The following is an 18668-nucleotide window of genomic DNA, read 5'->3' as shown; positions in this document are numbered from 1 at the left end:
GCGTCAGCAACTATAGCGTCGGCAATATTCCAGCTGTCAAGTACTGGTACTATGGAGTGGTGAAACCGAACGCGTTCGACGACCCTCGGATCACGGCCGTCGGCCTGCTCTTCGAGGTACATGCAGGGCTGGCGGCGCGATTCGCCGCACAGTTGGAGGAGCACGGTCTGTCACCGGTCGAGTTCGAGGTGCTGACCAGACTCACCAGGTCACCCGCCAACCAGCTGCGGATGACCGATCTCGCCGCACAGACCTCGCTCTCGACCAGCGGCGTCACCCGCGTGGTGGACCGGATGGAGCGGGACGGGTTGATCACCCGCCGCGCCTGTCCATCCGACCGGCGCAGCTCGTACGCGGTCGTGACGCCCGCAGGGCTGCGCCGCCTCGACGAGAGCCTGCCCGGGCACCTTCAGCTCATCGAGGACTGGTTCACCGGCCAGCTGGACCCGGTGGCGCTGGAAGCACTCCTCGACGGTCTGCGCCGGGTACGCGACGCCGTGCATCCCTGCGCGACCGCCGGCAGCGGCAACGCCGTGGCCTGCGACGACGAGGCGGTGGTGCGTTCGGCGTCGGACGGCGAGCCGGACCGTCGCTGATTCCGGGCATCGGACGAATCGCCGACCCTGGGTGCCCACCCGAGCAGCCGAGCGTCACGTCACCGGCAGAAAGACCGGCAGAACCAATCGATCAATGGGCGATAGTCCACCAAACCCGACAGACGGGCTGGCAACTCCTCGCTAATGTCGCAGCGGCGGGGGCGCAGCGGGGGGCACCGGCGCGGGCGATGAGCGAGGGGTGCAACAGGGGGCTTCCTCGCCCGCGCCGCCCCCGTCCCCGCCACCGGTGCGCTCCGGCCCGGGATCTCTCACCGCCCGTCCACCGTCGGCCCGGTCCGGGACACCGACAGCACGTAGAGCAGTTCCTCCTCATGGCCCAGCAACCGGATGCCGTTCTCCCGACAGGCCAGGTCCAGCCGATCGAGGACTGCCGGGTCGGAGGTACTCGCCGCCAGGCCCACCAGCGCCTCCACCACCGTACGCCCTTCCCGATCGGCGCTCTCCGGATCGGCTGCGGCCGTGAACCACTCCGCCGCGACCTCCCGATCGCCCCGATGCAACGCCAGGTGGCCCTCGATCAGCGCACCGGTGCCGTCGAGCGGACGCAGCTCGGCGAGTACCTCGGCGGCCTCGGCGGCCCGCCCGTCCTGCGCGAGGGCCAGCCCCAACGTCCCCAGCACCTGGCGCCGGTGGCGCGGTGTCCCCACGTCGGTGAAGACGGTCAGCACCCGGCGGGCCTCGTCGACCGCGTCGGCGTACCGGCCCTCCAGGCGGAACACCTCGGCGACGGTGCCCCGGGCCAGCATTCGCAGCCACCGCTCCGCGCACTGGCCGCCGAGCCGGTCCACCACGGCCAGCCGGCGGCGGGCCGAAGTCAGGTCGCCTAGTCTGATCTCGTGCCACGCCAGATGATGGTGGGCGACCGCCGTCTGACGGGTCAGGCCCTGCTCGGTGGCCAGAGCCAGCACCGCCTCCGCCTGCTCCCGCGCCTGCCCCGGGCTGCCGGTCGCGGCCAGCAGGACGCCGAGCACCGTACGCGCCTCCAGCTCGCCCGGCACGTCGCCAAGCCGGCGGAACTCCGCCAGCGCCGCGCGGGCCGTCGGCAGCTCAGCGGCGGCCGCGCCGTGCTCCGCGGCGAGCATCGCCACACCGACCGAGGCCCACGCGCGCAGGGCCGGGTCCGCATCGGCGGTACGCGGATCGGCCAGCAGGCGCAGCAGCCACTGCCGGCCCACCACGTCCCGCCCGCGCAGCCGCCACCACCGGGGCAGGCTCACCGCGAGGCGTAGGGCGGTCAACGGGTCGTCGACCGCCGCGTACGCCAACGCCGAGCTGATGTCACCGGTGACCTCGTCGAGACGGTGGGCGGCAGCGCCGGCACCGACACCCGTCAGTCCCGAGGCGGTCCGCTCCACCAACCGGGTGACCAGTCGGGCGTGCCGACGTCGGATCACAGCCGACTCGCCGGCCCCGGACGCCTGTTCGACGGCGTAGTCCCGAACGGCGTCGACCAGCCGGAACCGGAATGAACCGCCGCCTCGTACGCTGAGCAGCCCGAGATCGAGGAAGCGGTTCAGCAGCGGCACCGGATCAACCCCGGTGCCCGCGAGCATCTCCTCGGCGAGTTCGACCGACCACCGGTTGCCGAACGCGGCGAGCCGGCGAAGCGCGGCCCGCTCCTCGACGGCGAGCAGCCGATAACTGGTCGCCACCGCGTCGCGTAGCGTCTCCGCCACCGCCGTGCGGGCGTCGTCACCCGGTGGCCGCGTCTCCCACCCGCTACGGGTGGCGGCCGACGTGTCCAGATCCAGCACCCGGTCGCCGTACCGGTCGAGCAGTTCGGTCAGGTCGAGCAGCCGGCCACGCGCCGCCATCAGCTCAAGGGCCAGCGGCAGCCCACCCAGCCGCCGCACCAGCGCGGCCAGCGCCGGCAGTTCGGCGTCGGCCGGCGGTTCCCGCCGGACCTGGGCCAGTCGCGAGGTGAACAGGGCGACCGCCGGATAACCGGCGAGGGCGACCGGGTCGGTGTCGTCGGGTGGCGGCACCTCCAGGGGGGAGACCGGGCGCACCCACTCACCCGGCAGCCCGACCGGGTGCCGGCCGGTGACCAGCACCCGCAGCGTCGGCACCGCGCCGACGAGCCGACGCAGGGTGCCGGCCACCGGGTCGGGTGCCCGCTCCACGGCGTCCACCAGCAGCAGCGCCCGCCGGTCACCGAGCCGCGCGGCCAACTCGGTGTCCCGGGCCACGCCGAAGACCGTCATGGCGGCGGCGAGCACGTCGGCGGCGTCCGATCCGGCACCGATCAGCACGCCGGCGACACCGCCGGGGTGGGCGGGAGCGGCGGCGTGGACCGCAGCCAACGCCAACGCCGTCTTGCCGACGCCGGCCAGTCCCACCAGGCTCACCACCCGGGGACCCCGCGGGTCGCTCAACAGTTCGGCCAGCTCGGCGACGTCGCGCTCCCGGCCGATCAGCTCCGGTGGTGGCGGCAGCCCCAGGGGCGTACCCGCCTCTGGTTGTGCGGTCGTGGTGCCGCCGCCCCGGGCGGCGGCCAGGAACGCCGACCGGGTCGTGCCGGTCAGCCCGAGCGCCTCGGCGAGCAGCTCGACGGTGGTGCGCTGCGGCCGGGTGGAACGCCCGCGTTCCAGGTCACGGACCGTCCGAACCCCGATACCGGCACGCGCCGCCAGCTCGGCCTGAGTGGCGCCGGCCGCCAGCCGATGCGCCCGCAGCAGCTCCGGCAGACCGGCGTGCGGCGGACCAGATTGACGATCATGACCGGGAGCCATGGGCACGGACAATACGGGCCAGGCCCGACACCGGACACGGGATCGTCGGCCACCCGACGGTGCCGTGCCGAAACCTGACAACGCCCGGGCGGTGGCCGGCACAAGACGAACAGCCATTGATGAGACCTCCGATCGGCGGTGACAATGCCGCCCATGTCGTACGACCGGATGCCCGGTGGTCTCGGGACCTGGCAGGCCCGCTGGCTGCTGGCGCGTCACGACGGGCTGCTCGGCACGCTGCTCTACCCGCTGGCGCTGGCGGTCGTCATGCCGGCGGTGCTGGTGTGGGGTGCGGTCCTCGCGCTCTTCGACGCCGGCACGGTCCGCCTCGGCAACCGAGGCGGGGTGCCGGTCACCCCCGACCGGAACCCCGAGTTGTACGCGCTGGTGGAGCGGACCGCGCGGCAGTCGGACACCCCGATGCCCGACCGGATCCTGCTCACCGCCGCGCCCATGGTGGATCTGGCGGTGATGTACCGGCACCGTCATCTGCTGATCGGGCTGCCGCTGCTGGACTGCCTCACCGCCGACGAGCTGCGCGCCCTGGTCGGTCACCGGCTCGCGCTGCTCCGGTACCGGCACACCGGTCTGGTTGCCGGCCTGCTCGACCTGTGGACCGACGCCGTACGGGCGGAGTCGTACGAGGAGGGTGGCGGCCTGCGGCGGGCGACCGAGTTGCGGAGCAGGCTCGACGGCTTCGCGACCGAGGTGCAGCGCGACGCCGACGAGGCGGCCGTACGCGCGGCCGGTGGAACGGACCGTGCGGCCCGCGCGTTCGCACTGGCCAGCGTCGTCTCCGACGGGTACACCGACTACCTGGAGCACGCCGGAGTGCCGGAGCACCGCTGGTGGCGCGCGGTCGAGGTGGGCATCAGCGACGTCGACGAGGGCTGGCGTCACGTGCTGCGCCACGGCCTCGCCGACTCCGAGTGGGACGCCGACGACGCGCGGGTGCTGGCCACGGTCCATCCCCGGCTCTCCGTCGCGCTGCGGGCACTTGGTGCCGAGCCACTGCTGCCGACCCGCACCGCGGACCCGGTGCCGATCGCGCCGCTGGCGGAACGGGAGCGGCGCCGGTTGGTACGCCAGCTCATGGAGATTCCCCGGCCGCGCTACATCCGGTGGTTCACCTTCGCCGACTCACCGCAGGACTGGTGGCGCCGACGCGCGGCCCGTGACGCCGACTCGGTACGGGCCGACGTGGCGAGGGTGCTGGGCCGGAATCCGACCGACGACCTGGAGGTGTTCGAGGTGGTCCGGAACCGCCCCCGGGAAGTGCTGGCGGCGGCGATGGACGTGCCGGTGAGTGAACTGTCGGCCGATCCGCGCGACTACGAGACGGACCAGCCACCCGAGGCGCTGGTGTGGCTGGTCGAGGCGAACCTGATGCGGCGCGGCTGGCGGTTGGCGCACCCGGCCGTGCGGGGCGTGCTGGTCGGGCCGGACGGGACGCTGGTCGATGCTCGCGAGGTGCTCAGCCGGATCGAAGGACCGACGGACCCGGCCGGCAGAGACCTTCTGCGCTCGTGGCTGGCCCCGGCCGGAGCGGCGCGCTGACCGGCCGGGATCACATCCCCAGGTCGCGAGCGATGATCATGCGCTGCACCTCGGAGGTGCCCTCGCCGATCTCCAGGATCTTGGAGTCTCGCCAGAACCGGGCCACCGGGTACTCGTTCATGAAGCCGTACCCACCGTGGATCTGGGTCGCCTCGCGGGCGTTGTCCACCGCGATCGTGCTGGCGTGCAGCTTGGCGATCGCCGCCTGCCGCTTGAACGGCTCGCCGGCCAGCATCCGGGCCGCCGCGTCGTAGTAGGCCAGCCGCGCGGTGTACGCCTTCAGCTCCATATCTGCGATCTTGAACTGGATCGCCTGGTAGTTGCCGATCGGCTGACCGAAGGCGTGCCGCTCCTTCGCGTACTTGATCGACTCGTCGACGCAGCCCTGGGCCAGGCCCACCGCCAGCGCGGCGATGGCGATCCGACCCTCGTCCAGGATGCGCAGGAACTGGGCGAAGCCGCGACCACGCTCACCGAGCAGGTTCTCCGCCGGCACCCGGCAGTCGTCGAAGGTCAGCTCGTGGGTGTCGGAGGCGGTCCAGCCGACCTTGGAGTAACCGGGCGCGACGGTGAAGCCGGGCGTCCCGCTGGGCACGATGATGGTGGACAGTTCCTTCGAGCCGTCCGGCCGGGTTCCGGTCACGGCGGTGACGGTCACCAGAGCGGTGATGTCGGTGCCGGAGTTGGTGATGAACGCCTTGGCGCCGTTGATGACCCATTCGCCGGTGGCCTCGTCCAGCACCGCCCGGGTCTCGGTGCCGCCCGCGTCCGAGCCGAAGCCCGGCTCGGTGAGCCCGAACGCGGCCAGCGCCTCGCCACTGAGCAGCTTCGGCAGCCACCGGGCCTTCTGCTCGTCCGTGCCGAACCGGTAGATCGGCATCGCGCCGAGCGAGACCGCCGCCTCCAGGGTGATCGCCACGCTGGAGTCGACCCGGGCGAGTTCCTCCAGGGCCAGGCAGAGGGCGAAGTAGTCGCCGCCCATGCCGCCGTACTCCTCGGCGAAGGGCAGGCCGAACAGACCCATCTTGCCCATCTGGCGAATGATCTCGTACGGGAAGGTGTGCTGCTCGTAGTGCTCGGCGATGACCGGCGCGACCACCTCGCGGGCGAAGTCCCGCACGCTGTCGCGCAGCGCCTCGTGCTCCTCGGTGAGCCGGAAGTCCATCGGGTTTCCTCCTGTGTGGACGGTTCGCCGGGCGCTCGTGACGCCGGGACGGAATCGTGCTGGTGCCGGGATCGGCGGCTCAGACCGGGGTGACGCCGTGCCGTCGACGGGAGAAGTGCCGCTGCTTGCCGCGGGCCGCGGCGAACCGGCGGACCAGCTCGGCACGCAGCTCCTGCGGCTCGACGATCGCGTCGACCACCAGCTCGCTGGCCAACCGGACGATGTCGATGTCCTGCTCGTACTCCGCGCGCCGGGCGGCGACGAACGCGGCCCGCTCGGCCTCGTCCCCGATCGCGGCGATCTTGTTGGCGTACACGGCGTTCACCGCGGCCTCCGCACCCATCACCGCGATCTTCGCGGTGGGCAGGGCGATGGTGGCGTCCGGCTCGAAGCCGGGTCCGGCCATGGCGTAGAGGCCGGCGCCGTACGCCTTGCGGACCACCACGCAGATCTTGGGTACGGTCGCCTCGGAGATCGCGGTGATCATCTTCGCGCCGTGCCGGATGATGCCCTGCTTCTCCACCGCGCTGCCGACCATGAACCCGGGCACGTCGCTGAGGAACAGCAACGGCACGTTGAATGCGTCGCACAGCTGCACGAAACGGGTGGCCTTGTCGGCCGAGTCGACGAAGAGCACCCCACCCTTGAACATCGAGTTGTTGCCGACCACGCCGACGACCTCGCCGTTCAGTCGGCCGAAACCGATGGTCAGCTCCTTGGCCCAGAGCGCCTGGATCTCGAAGAAGCTGTCCTCGTCGAGCAGGCCCTTGACGTAACGCCGCATGTCGAACGCCTGCCGCTCGCTCGCCGGCACCAGCGCGGCGAGGTCGGCCTTGGCCGGTGGCTCGACGGCGGGCACGGTGGGCGGCTGCTGCGTCCAGTTCGCCGGCAGGTATGACAGGTAGCGCTTGACCACGTCGAGCGCCTCGGCCTCGGACTTGCAGAGGAAGTGTCCGACGCCGGACTCGGCGCAGTGCACCCGCGCCCCACCCATCGCTTCGAGGGTGGTCTTCTCGCCGGTGACCATCTCGACCATCCGGTCCGAGCCGAGGTACATGCTGGCGTTGCCCTCGACCATGGCGACCACGTCGCAGAACGCCGGAATGTAGGCGCCGCCGGCGGCGCTCGGTCCGAACAGCGCGCAGACCTGAGGGATCGATCCGGAGGCGCGGACCTGGTTCCAGAAGATCTTCCCGGCACCACGCCGGCCGGGGAACAGCTCGACCTGGTCGGTGATCCGGGCACCGGCCGAGTCGACCAGGTAGACCATCGGTACACCGGTGTCGTACGCCCGCTCGATGATCCGGATGATCTTCTCCACGGTACGGGCACCCCAGCTACCCGCCTTGACGGTGGAGTCGTTGGCCATCAGGCAGACCTGACGGCCCTCGACGGTGGCGGTGCCGGTGACCACGCCGTCCGCCGGCAGGCCCTCGGCCAGGGCGTTGGCGTAGAGGCCGTCCTCGACGAAGCTGCCCTCGTCGACGAGCAGCGCGACCCGCTCCCGGGCGAACAGCTTGCCCTTGGCCGCGTTCGCCGCGTGGTACTTCTCCGCGCCGCCGGCACGGACCCGCTTGCGCAGCTGCTCCAGCGCCTCACCGTCAACCGTCACCGCGGCTCCCCACCCCAAGCAACCTGAACGATCGTTAGGCTACCCCAACCCCGCGCGATCTTGCACTTTCGGTTGCCGAGATGCCGGACAAGAGGGGATCTGTCCCGACCGAAATTGCAAGATCGCGAGGCCGGGTTGGGGGTGGGGGTGGGGGGCTAGTGGGGGGTCAGGCGGGTGCGGGGGCCGGCGCGGAGGACGCCGGAGGGGAGACTGCGGGCGGTCAGTTCCTCGGCCAGCTCGGCCACCTCGATCAGGGCGTCCAGGTCGATGCCGGTGTCGATGCCCATGTCGTGCAGCATGTGCACCGCCTCCTCGGTGGCCAGGTTGCCGCTGGCCCCGGGGGCGTACGGGCAGCCGCCGAGACCGCCCACGCTGGCGTCGAACTCCGTCACCCCGAGCTCCAGCGCGGTCAGCAGGTTGGCCAACGCGGTTCCCCGGGTGTTGTGGAAGTGCAGCAGCACCGGGACGTCCGCGTTGCGGTCCCGCACGGCGGTGAGCAGGTCACGGACGCGTCGGGGCGTACCCATGCCGGTGGTGTCGCCGAACGCGACGCGGTCCGCGCCGTCGCGGACCACCCGGTCCACGATGGCGGCCACCCGCGCCGGATCGATGTCACCCTCGTAGGGGCAGCCGAAGCTGGTCGCGACGATCACTTCGGCGCTGGCACCCGCGCCGTGCAGCAGGTCGATCAGCTCGGCGATGTCGTCCAGCGACTCGTCGGTGGAGCGGTTGACGTTGCGCCGGTTGTGCGTGTCGCTGGCCGAGACGACCACCTCGATCTCGGTGAATCCGGCGGCGAGGGCGCGCTGCGCGCCGCGCGTGTTCGGCACCAGCGCCGAGTAGCGCACCCCGTCGACCCGCTGCGCCCGTCGCCACACCTCGTCGGCGTCGGCCATCTGCGGAATCGCCCTCGGGTGCACGAACGACACGGCCTCGATCCGTCGTACGCCCGTGCGCGAGAGCGCGTCGAGCAGCCGCACCTTGGCGTCGGTCGGGATCGGCGCCTCGTTCTGCAACCCGTCGCGCGGCCCGACCTCACGAATGGACACCGCACCCGGCAGATCCGCCATCACGCATCACCCCACTGTGACACCACCCGTCGCCAACCCTCCCAGCATGTCACACCACCCACCCTCCCCCCACCCTGTTGATCATGAGGTTGTTGTCCCGCCACGCCGGAGCGGACGACAACAACCTCATGATCAACCAGGCGACGCCGGGTGGGTCAGCGGAGGCGGGTGACGATGGTGGTGTCGTAGTCGCCGGAGAGGAACTCCTCGTTCTCCAGCAGGTCGGCGAAGAAGGGGAGGTTGTTCTTGGGGCCGGCCAGTTCGAAGGCGGCCACCGCCGTGCGGGCGCGGGCGATCGCCTCGTTCCGGTCCCGGCCGTGCACGATCAGCTTGGCCATCAGGCTGTCGTAGAACGGGGTGACGGTGTTCCCCTCGACATAACCGGAGTCGACGCGTACCCCCTCGCCGGTCGGCTCCACCCAGGTCCTGATCGTCCCCGGGCCGGGCAGGAACCGCTTCGGGTCCTCGGCGTTGACCCGCAACTCGATGGCGTGCCCACGCGGGGTCAGCGCGTCCGGGTCGAAGGTCGGCGCCAGGCCGGCGGCCACCCGTAGCTGCTCCTCGACCAGGTCGATGCCGTGCACCAGCTCGGTCACCGGGTGCTCCACCTGGAGTCGCGTGTTCATCTCCAGGAAGAAGAACTCCCCGGAGGCCGGGTCGAGCAGGCACTCGACCGTGCCCGCGTTGCGGTAGTCGACCGCCTCACCGGCGCGTACCGCCGCGGCAAGCAGGCGCGACCGGAGTTCGGGCGAGACCGCCGGGGAGGGCGACTCCTCCACCAGCTTCTGGTTGCGCCGCTGTACCGAGCACTCCCGCTCGCCCAGCGCCACCACCCGGCCGTCGGCCAGACCGAGGATCTGCACCTCGACGTGGCGCACCCGGGGGAAGTACCGCTCCAGCAGCACCGAACCGTCGCCGAACATCCGCTCGGCGAAGGCCCGCACCTTGTCGTACTCGGTGCGCAGCGCGGCCTCGTCGACCGCCACGCCCATGCCCATGCCACCGCCACCGGCGGCGGCCTTCACCATCACCGGGTAGCCGATCTCCGCCGCTGCGGCGACCGCCGCCACCAGGTCGGCCGCCGGCTCGGTGGTCCCGGCGGCCACCGGCACGCCGGCCGCCGCCATCAGGTTCCGCGCATTGATCTTGTCGCCCATCGCGCTGATCGCGTTCGCGCCGGGCCCGACCCAGATCAGGCCGCTGGCCTCGACGGTACGGGCGAAGTCGGCGTTCTCCGACAGGAACCCGTAGCCCGGGTGGATCGCCTGCGCACCGGTCGAACGGGCGGCGGCGAGGATCGCCTCGACGTTGCGATAGCTCTGTGCCGGGTTGGCCGGGCCGACGCAGACGGCCTCGTCGGCCTCGGCGACGAACGGCAGATCGGCGTCGGCCTCCGAGTGCACCGCGATTGCGCGCACCCCGAGCCGCCGGGCGGTACGGATGATCCGGCGGGCGATCTCGCCACGGTTGGCGACCAGCAGCGACTCGATCATGCTTCCTCCGGCGTCCAGATGGTGGGAACGCGTGCTAGGGAACCACGCCGCCCCGGGTACAAGGAAGGGCCCCCTGTTAACGCCTGCGGTAGAACAAGGGCCCCTTCTTAACGCGCCAGCCGACGGCGACGCACGGCTGCGCCGCAGCGGGCCGGCGGCCACGGGGCGGTGCAGCCGGCACGGCGGCGGCGAGCCGGATGTGAGGAAACACACCGTTCCTGGCCGTGCCGGGCTGGAACGCGGGTCGGCGGACGGCGACGATCAGGCGGGCTCGGTGGGCGCGAGCAGCGCGGCCAGCGTCGCGGCGCGCAGCAGCTCTGCCCGACGCCGATGGTCAACCTCGCCGCCGAGGAAGGGGGTGGAGTTCATCAGGCCGAACGCGGCGTGCGCCAGCACCCGCGCCTCGCCGTCGGGGAGCCCCGGGTGCAGGACGGTCAGCACGGTGACCCACTCCTCGACGTAGAGCCGTTGGAGCCGGCGGATGCGCCGGCGGGGCTCCTCCGGCAGCCGGTCCAGTTCGTGCAGGTGCAGCGCGATGACCGCCGGGTTCGCGAGCGCGAAGTCGACATGGAAGTCGATCAGCGACTCCAGCACCGCCCGTGGGTCGCCGGGATGGGCGGCGGAACGCTGCCGGCCGCCTTCGAGCAGCCCCTCGCTGACCGGAACCAGCGCGGCGACCAGCATCGCCTCCTTGCCGGCGAAGTGGTGGTAGAGCGCCGGGCCGGTCACGCCGGCTGCCGCGCCGATGTCGTCCATCGACACGCCGTGGTAGCCCCGGGAGGCGAACAGACCCACCGCGATCTCGAGAATCTCGTCCTTGCGGGACCGGCGTCGTCCCGCCCCCGTGGCCCCGCCGTTCGCGCTCCGGGCCTGCTGCTCCACCGTCACCGGGCCAGCGTAGACCCGGCTGTCGACGGCGTGGAGCCGTGGTTACCCGCCAGTCCGATTGCCGGGAACCTGGTTCAGGCCGGAGAGCCGTAGCGCGATCCGCCGCCGCACCGGCGGCAGTACCGAGATCAGGCGCAGCAGCACGTCCCGGGCCGGACGGGCGGCGGACGGCACGGTGGCGAGGCGGGTCAGCCGGTCGGCGAAGCTGGCCACTTCGTGCGCGAGCGGGCGACGGCGGGCAGCGTACTCGTCCAGCCGGGTCTCGGCGGCTCCGGCGAGCACGTCGGCCAGCGTGTCACCGAGGTCGACCGCGTCGCTGATGCCCAGGTTCATGCCCTGCCCACCGGCCGGGCTGTGCACGTGTCCGGCGTCGCCGGCCAGCAGCACCCGCCCGGAGCGGAACGTCCCGGCGACCCGTCGGTGCAGCCGGAACCGTGACGACCAGAGCACCTCACGCACCCGGTCCGGTCGACGTCGGGGCCCGCGCTCGTCGAGCAGGCGTTGCAGGTAGGCCGGGTCCGGCTCGGCGGGTGGGTCGGCGACGGTGGCGACGAGGCGTACCCGCCCGTCGGGCAGGGGCGCCCAGACCAGCGGTCCGCCTCGGGCGAGGAAGATCGACGCGCCGTCGCGGGGCAGGCTGCTGTCGACGCGTACGTCGGCCAGCACGAAAGACTCCGCGGAGTCCGCCGGCCCGGTGAAGGTGATGCCGGACAGCTCACGCACGGTGCTGTGGATGCCGTCGGCGCCGATCACCCACCCGGCGTGGACGGTGGTGCCGTCGAAGTCCGCCATCGCACCGTCGCCGTCGTGGTGCAGCCCGGTGAGCCGGTACGGGCGCAGCACCCGGACGCCGGCTTCGGCCAGCCGCTCGGTGAGCACCTCCTCGGTCACCGCCTGGGAGACCATCAGCGCGTACCGGTGCCGGCTGGGCAGCCCGTCGAACGGCACGGTGACCAGCACCCGGTCCCGGTCGCGGACGCTGAACCGGGCCGAGCGCAGCCCCCGGGCCACCAGGGTCGCGCCGACTCCGATCCGGTCGAGCACCTCCAGGGTGTACGCGTGCACGACCGCCGCCCGCGAGGTCACCGCGGGCTCCCCCCGCTGGTCGACGAGGGTGACCTCGACCCCTCGCCGGGCCAGGGTGAGCGCCGCGGTGAGCCCGGTCGGACCGGCACCGACGACCAGGACGTCCGTTCGTGCGGGCAGCATGGCGACCCTCCTCAGGGAGAATGCCAACAGATGTTGGCCAACGCTTGTTGGCAACGCTAGGACGCCCCGGATCGAGAAGTCAACAGTCGTTGGCATACCGTCGGTCACATGACGGAGGGCGTACCCGGAAGGGCTCGGAAACCGGTCGCGGAGCCGGCGGCCGACCGCGGACACCGCGACGCGGATCCGCCGTCGGGTGGCGGGGGCCGCAGCACGGAGCCGGCGGGTGGCGGAGGCCGCGAGGCGGCGCTGGCAGCGGCCGGCGGCGGACGCCGCGACTCGGAGCTGGCGGCCGGTGGCGGACGCCGCACCTCGGCGGCGACCCGCGCCGCCATCCTGCGAGCCGCCCGCGACCGCTTCGCCGCCGACGGCTACGACCGGGCGACGATCCGGGCCATCGCCGCGGACGCGCGGATCGACCCGTCGATGGTGATGCGGTACTACGGCAGCAAGGAGAACCTGTTCGCCACCGCGGCCGAGTTCGACCTGCGGCTACCCGACCTGAGCGGTGTGCCGGCCGACCGCCTCGGCGCGGCGCTGGTCAGCTACTTCTTCACCAGGTGGGAGGGGGACACCACCCTGCCGGCGCTGCTGCGCACGGCGAGCACCAACCCGAGCGGGGCGGACCGGGTACGCGACATCTTCGCCACGCAGCTCGGCCCGGCGGTCGCCCGGATGGTCGCCGACCCGGAGGAGGCCCCACGGCGCGCCGGCCTGGTCGCCAGCCAACTGCTCGGCGTCGCGCTGACCCGCTACGTCCTGCGCCTGCCCCCGATGGTCGACATCTCCCAAGCCGACCTGATCGACTGGCTCGCCCCCACCATCCAGCGTTACCTACGCGACCCGGCCCCGGGCTGATCCCCTCCCGTTGATCATGAGGTTAGCGGCACGTTTGATCTCCATTTCGACCGCTAACCTCATGATCAATTAGGAGATCACCTCGGGTCGGGGCCCTTCACGACGGGGGCGCGGACCAGGTTGCCCCACTCGGTCCAGGAGCCGTCGTAGTTGCGTACCTTCGGGTAGCCGAGCAGGTGCCGCAGCACGAACCAGGTGTGACTGGAGCGTTCGCCGATCCGGCAGTAGGCGATGACGTCGTCGTCGGGGCTCAGGCCGAGCTGGTCGGCGTAGATGGCCCGCAGCTCGTCGGCCGACTTGAAGGTGCCGTCGTCGTTGGCGGCGGACTTCCACGGCTTGCTCACCGCCCCCGGGATGTGCCCACCGCGCAGCGCGCCCTCCTGCGGGTAGTCCGGCATGTGCAGCATCTCGCCGGTGTACTCACCCGGCGACCGCACGTCGACCAGCGGCCGACCTGCGTCGACGTGCGCCGACACCTCCTCACGGAACGCCCGCACCGGCGCGTCGTCGCGCTGCGGCACCGGGTAGTCCGCGCGGGGCCGGGTCGGCTTGTCGCGGGTCAGCTCCCGCCCCTCGGCGATCCACTTCTGCCGGCCGCCGTCGAGCAGCCGCACGTCCGCATGGCCGAAGAGGGTGAAGACCCAGAGGGCGTACGCCGCCCACCAGTTGAAGTTGTCGCCGTAGAAGACGACCGTGTCGTCACGGCCGATGCCCTTGGCCGCACAGAGTTCGGCGAACCGTTCGGCGTCCAGGTAGTCCCGGGTCACCTGATCGTTCAGCTCGAGATGCCAGTCGACCTTGACGGCACCGGGAATGTGGCCGCTGTCGTAGAGCAGGACGTCCTCGTCGGACTCGACGACCACGAGACCGTCGTCGCCCAGGTGCTCGGCCAGCCAGTCGGTGGTGACCAGTCGCTGCGGGTCCGCGTACGACTGGAGTCGGGGATCGGGATCGTTGGGCACAGACATGATCCCCAAGGTACGCCGGGCTTCGGGCGGCCATCGGAATTCGGGTGCAGCGAATGTGGCCCGTCGGGCGTGACACTCCTGACTGCCGCCGAACACCGAGGACCGCCATGACCTCAGCGCCACCAGGGGCCGACCCACCACCGGTGGACTTCAGCGAGTTCTACCAGGCGCACTTCCAGCGGGTGGCGGTGCAGCTCTACGCGTACCTCGGCGACCATGCCGAGGCGCAGGACCTCACCCAGGAGGCGTTCTGCCGGACGCTGGAGCGCTGGGACCGGATCAGCGGGTACGACGATCCGTCGGCGTTCGTCCGCCGGGTCGCCTGGAACCTGGCCACCAGCCGGCTGCGTCGGGTCCGTACCGCCGTCCGCCATCTCGCCCGGCAACGGGAGGAGCACGTCCCCGGCCCGAGCCCGGACCGGGTGGTGCTGCTGGAGGCCCTGGCCATCCTGCCCGCCGCCCAGCGCCGGGCGATCGTCCTGCACCACCTGACCCAGCTCACCGTCGCGGAGATCGCCGAACAGCTCGGCGTACCGCAGGGAACCGTCAAGTCCTGGCTCTCCCGGGCCCGCACGGCCCTGGCCCGCCACCTCACCGAGCGGCAGGAGGCCGGCCGTGCGTGAGATCAACCTGGACCAGCTGTTCACCGACTTCGAGGCGACCGCCGCACCGACCTTCCGCCCGCCCGGCATCTCGGACCTCCAACGCCGGATGCGCCGCCGCCGGAGTTGGCGGAGCCTGCTGGCCGGGCTGGTCGTGCTGCTGCTGACCGGGCCGGGCGTCTACGCCACCGCCGGTCTGGACGCCGACCGCGACCCACCCGACCCGACCCCGTCACCGGTGCCGGACGGTCAGGTGATCGAGCGGAAGGTGAACCCGGTAGGGGTCGCCGGAAGGTTGGCCGAACTACGTTTCGTCGACGCCCGGCACGGCTGGGCCCTCTTCGACACCTGCGGTCCCGAGGACAGCGACCGGATCGGCTGTCGGCTCGACCTCGCCCGTACCGCCGACGGGGGTGAGACCTGGCAGCGCAGGCCGCTGCCGGACACGGCGAACAACCCCCGGTGGGCCGGGCCGTACTACCTGCTGCCGGTGGACGGCCGGACCCTGACCGTGGTCCTGCCCGACGGCTACCTGGTCACCACCGACGGCGGTGCCTCCTTCACCGAGCATCCACGGGACTCCCCGTCCGAGGTCACCCGGCTCGGCGTGGCCACCCGGAACGGCTACCTGCTGCGGTGTCCGGACGGTACTGGCGTGCAGGACATCCCGTGCTCCCGTTACCGGCTCGACCGGATCGGCAGGGAGATCACACCTGCCCATCCCGAGGTCGTTGGCGAGGTCAGTGCCCTTCCCCTGACCCAACCTCCGGTGGTGCTGAGGGGCGATGCCGCCCGCCAGCTCATCGAGGGCGGCGACGGTCGGCTCTGGGTGACCGTCCAGGAAGCTGACCGGTTGCACGTGGTGGTCAGCAGGGACGCGGCGTCGACCTGGCGGCAGCTGCCCACCGTGCGAGGCGCCGCCCGCCTCCTGGTCTCCCCGGACGGTTATCACCTCTGGCTGGTCAGCATGTCCGAGACGGACTTCGGCATGACGGAGAGCAAGCGCGTCTGGCAGTTGATCGGCAACCGGTGGCAGGAGCGGACCGGGCTGCCGCCGGACACCTACTCGGTGGCCGCGTTCAACGGTGGTCTGCTGGCCGTGACCAACACGTGGGGCAGCGTGGGCTATTGGACCGGCGACCGCTACCTCGACGCCCCCGAACTCCGCCGCCGCCTCGGCAACGGCGAGCAACCCCCGTCGGTCCAGGTGCTCCCCGACGACACCATCGTCGTCACCACCCCGACCGACACCACCCTCGGCACCGGCCCCACCCACACCCGCACCTGGACCCGCCACCTCCACTGACCTCCCCCACCCGATCCACCCCGCCGCCCCGTTGATCATGAGGTTATTGCCTTGTTCGATCTATAAATTGGGCAACAACTTCATGATCAACGAGAAGAGGTGGGGTGGGGGTGGGTGGGGTTAGTCGGTTAGGGGGGTGAGGGTGGGGCGTTTGGCGGTTCGGGTGTCGCCGGAGGAGCGGCCGGTGAGGCGGCGCTTGAGCCAGGGGGCCAGGTGCTTGCCGGCCCAGCGCAGGTCGGCGGTGCGGGCGGAGAGCCAGGGGGTCGGTTCCGGGTGCGGCGGCACCAGCAGCCACTCCTCGTCGCAGCCGACCCCGAGGGCGGTCAGCACCTGACCGGCGACCCGGCGGTGCCCGGCCGGGGACAGGTGCAGCCGGTCGGTGCTCCAGAGCAGCGGGTTCAGGTACGTGTCGTCGGCGTACAGGTCGACCAGGATGGCACCGTGCCGCTCGGCGGTCTCCCCGACGGCCCGGTTGAGCAGGGCCACCCGGGGCGCGATCAGCCGCTGCCCGGGCAGTCGCGCCATCACGTCGGCGAACCGGAACAGCAATACGTCGGCACCCCCGCTGCGCAACCGACCGACCACCTCGTCGAAGCGGCTGACCAGGGCGTCCGGGTCGAAGCTACGGCGCAGCACGTCGTTGCCGCCCGCCGCGAAGCTGATCAGGTCGGGCTTCATCGCCAGCGCCGCGGGGGCCTGTTCGGCCACCACGCTGGGGAAGGTCCGTCCCCGGATGGCCAGATTGGCGTACGTGAAGTCCGGGCCGACCTCGGCGGCGAGCCGGGTCGCCACCAGATCGGCCCAGCCCCGGAAGCTGCCGTCCGGGTAGGCGTCGTCCAGGCCCTCGGTGAAGCTGTCCCCGACCGCGACGAAACTGCGCCAGCGCACCGCTCACTCCTCCGACGTGCGTGTAGCGACCTACGACCTAGCACCGGGAGTTTTACATCGGTCGCCCTCGTGGCGTTGCCCCGTGCGAGGGAACGTGGCGGACGTCATCGACACTGCCCGGGTGATGGTGTCCATTTCCGCCGGGCGGGTGCTGCTCTCCGATCGACGGACCCAGCGTCGCTGGGCGGTGGAGGTCGGGGCGTACCGGCTCGCCGCGTATCCGGTGACCCAGGTCGAGTACGCGCAGGTCACCGGCGAACGCCCCAGTGCCTCCGCCGGTGACCGGCTACCCGTCGAGAGCGTCTCCTGGTGGGACGCGATCCGCTACTGCAACGCCCGCTCGGAACGCGAGGGGCTGCGGCCGGCGTACCGGGTCGACGGCGAGCGGGTCGACTGGGACCGCTCCGCCGACGGCTACCGGCTGCCCACCGAGGCGGAGTGGGAGTACGCCTGCCGGGCCGGCGCCACCGGTCCGCGATACGGGCCGCTCGATGAGATCGCCTGGTACCGCGACAACTCCGACGGGAGCATTCACGAGGTCGGCGGCCGATTGCCCAACGCCTGGGGCCTGTACGACATGTTGGGCAACGTGTGGGACTGGTGCTGGGACCTCTACGACGCGGAGGTCTACGGCAGCTACCGGGTGCTGCGCGGCGGTGGCTGGTTCGACGAGCACTGGAGTTGCCGCGCCTCGGTACGCCGCCGCAGCCATCCGACCTTCACCGTCGACGACGTGGGCTTCCGGGTGGCACGCTCCGGCTGAACGGGGTAGTACCCTCGCGGGCTCATTGCGGATAGTGTCCTCAACCACACCGTCTGCACACCCGAAGGATCCCGCCGTGGCCGTTCGCCGTCGATGGCTGTCCCGGACAGCCGCTGCCGCGCTGCTTCTGCTTGCCGGGGTCGCGGTCCCCGCAGCTCCCACCCTCGCAGCGGAGCCGGAGCCGAGCTTCACCTTCGACATGACCGGCACGACGATCACGTCGGGGGTCAGGACGAAGAGGGCCTACCTGAAGGTGACCAACCTGACCGACGAGACCCCGAGCGTTGTCGAGTTCCGCGTTCGGCCTGTTCTCACACCGGAGGACTACTGGATCGACAAGGCTTACCTCAAGTGGGCAACTCAGACCGCGGGCTCCGGCGAGTGCGACGGCGACTTCGACGGTTGGTACTGCACCATCTATCAGCACGCTCGTCCTGACCTGCGGCCAGCCCCCGGCGGAACGGCCGACATCCCCATCGACATCTACACCACGGGGAGGCCGGAGCCCTTCGAAGGCAAATTCCACGTCGAGGTCAGCATGATGTGGGGCGAGAGCGCGGAGCGGATCACCGACCGGAGGGAGTTCAAGCTCGCCCTCGTCGACGATGCCGAGGCCGACCTGGCGGTGGTGGCGCCGGACGTCAAGCAGTCGGTACGCGTCGGTGCCGGCGGCAAACTCGAACCCACCGGAACGTTGAACCCGGGCGAGACCGGCGCGGTGCGGTACCGCATCGTCAACCAGGGCGAGAAGGCGGTCAGCGGCGTCCGGGTCACGTTGCGACTGCCGGAGAAGGTGACGTTCACCCGACCGCCGCAGGAGTGTGTGATCGACGACGATGGGCGGTCGGCGGTCTGCACCTACGATTCGCTCGCGCTCGTACCGGCAGACGAGACCGACCCGAAGGATCGCGTCCACTCCGCAGTCGAGTTGCACAACCTG

15 protein-coding genes and 1 pseudogene are annotated in these 18668 nt (G+C 71.6%); 7 read left to right on the top strand and 9 right to left on the bottom strand.

Annotated features, from left to right (window positions below):
* The first annotated feature begins 59 nt into the window (after window positions 1–59).
* On the top strand, window positions 60–596 hold the full coding sequence (locus SM447_RS04390; RefSeq protein ID WP_474571418.1) for a MarR family winged helix-turn-helix transcriptional regulator: 537 nt from the start codon (window positions 60–62) through the stop codon (window positions 594–596).
* A 269-nt stretch (window positions 597–865) separates the two neighbouring features.
* Here SM447_RS04390 and SM447_RS04385 read toward each other — a convergent pair whose 3' ends face one another.
* Window positions 866–3349, bottom strand: coding sequence for an ATP-binding protein (locus tag SM447_RS04385; protein ID WP_474571417.1), 2484 nt, complete (start codon window positions 3347–3349; stop codon window positions 866–868).
* Window positions 3350–3502: 153 nt separating this feature from the next.
* Between SM447_RS04385 and SM447_RS04380 the strand changes: the two genes are divergently transcribed.
* Entirely contained in the window at window positions 3503–4906 is a 1404-nt protein-coding gene (locus SM447_RS04380; protein WP_474571416.1) for a M48 family metalloprotease, read from the top strand.
* Window positions 4907–4916: 10 nt separating this feature from the next.
* On the opposite strand, the gene SM447_RS04375 is transcribed toward SM447_RS04380, so the two are convergent.
* The 6 genes from SM447_RS04375 to SM447_RS04350 all read right to left on the bottom strand — a co-directional run bounded on the left by SM447_RS04375 (window position 4917) and on the right by SM447_RS04350 (window position 12343).
* Window positions 4917–6071: an acyl-CoA dehydrogenase family protein gene (locus tag SM447_RS04375; RefSeq protein WP_474571415.1), complete on the bottom strand. Its 1155-nt coding sequence runs from the start codon at window positions 6069–6071 to the stop codon at window positions 4917–4919.
* 79 nt (window positions 6072–6150) lie between these two features.
* Window positions 6151–7683 (bottom strand): acyl-CoA carboxylase subunit beta, encoded by a 1533-nt coding sequence (locus SM447_RS04370; RefSeq protein WP_474571414.1) that lies wholly within the window; start codon window positions 7681–7683, stop codon window positions 6151–6153.
* Between the two features lie 155 nt (window positions 7684–7838).
* Window positions 7839–8753, bottom strand: coding sequence for a hydroxymethylglutaryl-CoA lyase (locus SM447_RS04365; protein WP_474571413.1), 915 nt, complete (start codon window positions 8751–8753; stop codon window positions 7839–7841).
* Between the two features lie 155 nt (window positions 8754–8908).
* Window positions 8909–10246, bottom strand: a complete 1338-nt coding sequence (locus SM447_RS04360) for an acetyl-CoA carboxylase biotin carboxylase subunit (protein ID WP_474571412.1) — start codon at window positions 10244–10246, stop codon at window positions 8909–8911.
* 261 nt (window positions 10247–10507) lie between these two features.
* Window positions 10508–11134 (bottom strand): TetR/AcrR family transcriptional regulator, encoded by a 627-nt coding sequence (locus SM447_RS04355; RefSeq protein ID WP_474571411.1) that lies wholly within the window; start codon window positions 11132–11134, stop codon window positions 10508–10510.
* A gap of 42 nt (window positions 11135–11176) precedes the next feature.
* Window positions 11177–12343, bottom strand: coding sequence for an FAD-dependent oxidoreductase (locus SM447_RS04350; RefSeq protein ID WP_474571410.1), 1167 nt, complete (start codon window positions 12341–12343; stop codon window positions 11177–11179).
* A 108-nt stretch (window positions 12344–12451) separates the two neighbouring features.
* Between SM447_RS04350 and SM447_RS04345 the strand changes: the two genes are divergently transcribed.
* Window positions 12452–13201 carry a TetR/AcrR family transcriptional regulator gene (locus tag SM447_RS04345; RefSeq protein ID WP_474571409.1) on the top strand — a complete coding sequence of 250 codons (750 nt, stop codon included), beginning with the start codon at window positions 12452–12454 and terminating at the stop codon, window positions 13199–13201.
* A 77-nt stretch (window positions 13202–13278) separates the two neighbouring features.
* Here SM447_RS04345 and SM447_RS04340 read toward each other — a convergent pair whose 3' ends face one another.
* Window positions 13279–14169, bottom strand: coding sequence for a sulfurtransferase (locus SM447_RS04340; RefSeq protein WP_474571408.1), 891 nt, complete (start codon window positions 14167–14169; stop codon window positions 13279–13281).
* 107 nt (window positions 14170–14276) lie between these two features.
* Between SM447_RS04340 and SM447_RS04335 the strand changes: the two genes are divergently transcribed.
* Window positions 14277–14792, top strand: a complete 516-nt coding sequence (locus SM447_RS04335) for an RNA polymerase sigma factor (RefSeq protein ID WP_474571407.1) — start codon at window positions 14277–14279, stop codon at window positions 14790–14792.
* Entirely contained in the window at window positions 14785–16077 is a 1293-nt protein-coding gene (locus SM447_RS04330; protein WP_474571406.1) for a WD40/YVTN/BNR-like repeat-containing protein, read from the top strand. Before SM447_RS04335 ends, SM447_RS04330 begins: the two co-directional genes overlap by 8 nt.
* A gap of 120 nt (window positions 16078–16197) precedes the next feature.
* On the opposite strand, the gene SM447_RS04325 is transcribed toward SM447_RS04330, so the two are convergent.
* Complete coding sequence (locus SM447_RS04325) at window positions 16198–16965, bottom strand: SGNH/GDSL hydrolase family protein (protein WP_474571405.1); 768 nt, start codon at window positions 16963–16965, stop codon at window positions 16198–16200.
* A 124-nt stretch (window positions 16966–17089) separates the two neighbouring features.
* Between SM447_RS04325 and SM447_RS04320 the strand changes: the two genes are divergently transcribed.
* Window positions 17090–17728 carry a formylglycine-generating enzyme family protein gene (locus SM447_RS04320; RefSeq protein ID WP_474571886.1) on the top strand — a complete coding sequence of 213 codons (639 nt, stop codon included), beginning with the start codon at window positions 17090–17092 and terminating at the stop codon, window positions 17726–17728.
* Between the two features lie 76 nt (window positions 17729–17804).
* Window positions 17805–18668 (top strand): annotated as a pseudogene (locus SM447_RS04315) (hypothetical protein); the annotation flags it as partial.

This window comes from Micromonospora aridisoli (assembly GCF_056150025.1).
This window is presented reverse-complemented; position numbering and strand designations above follow the sequence as displayed.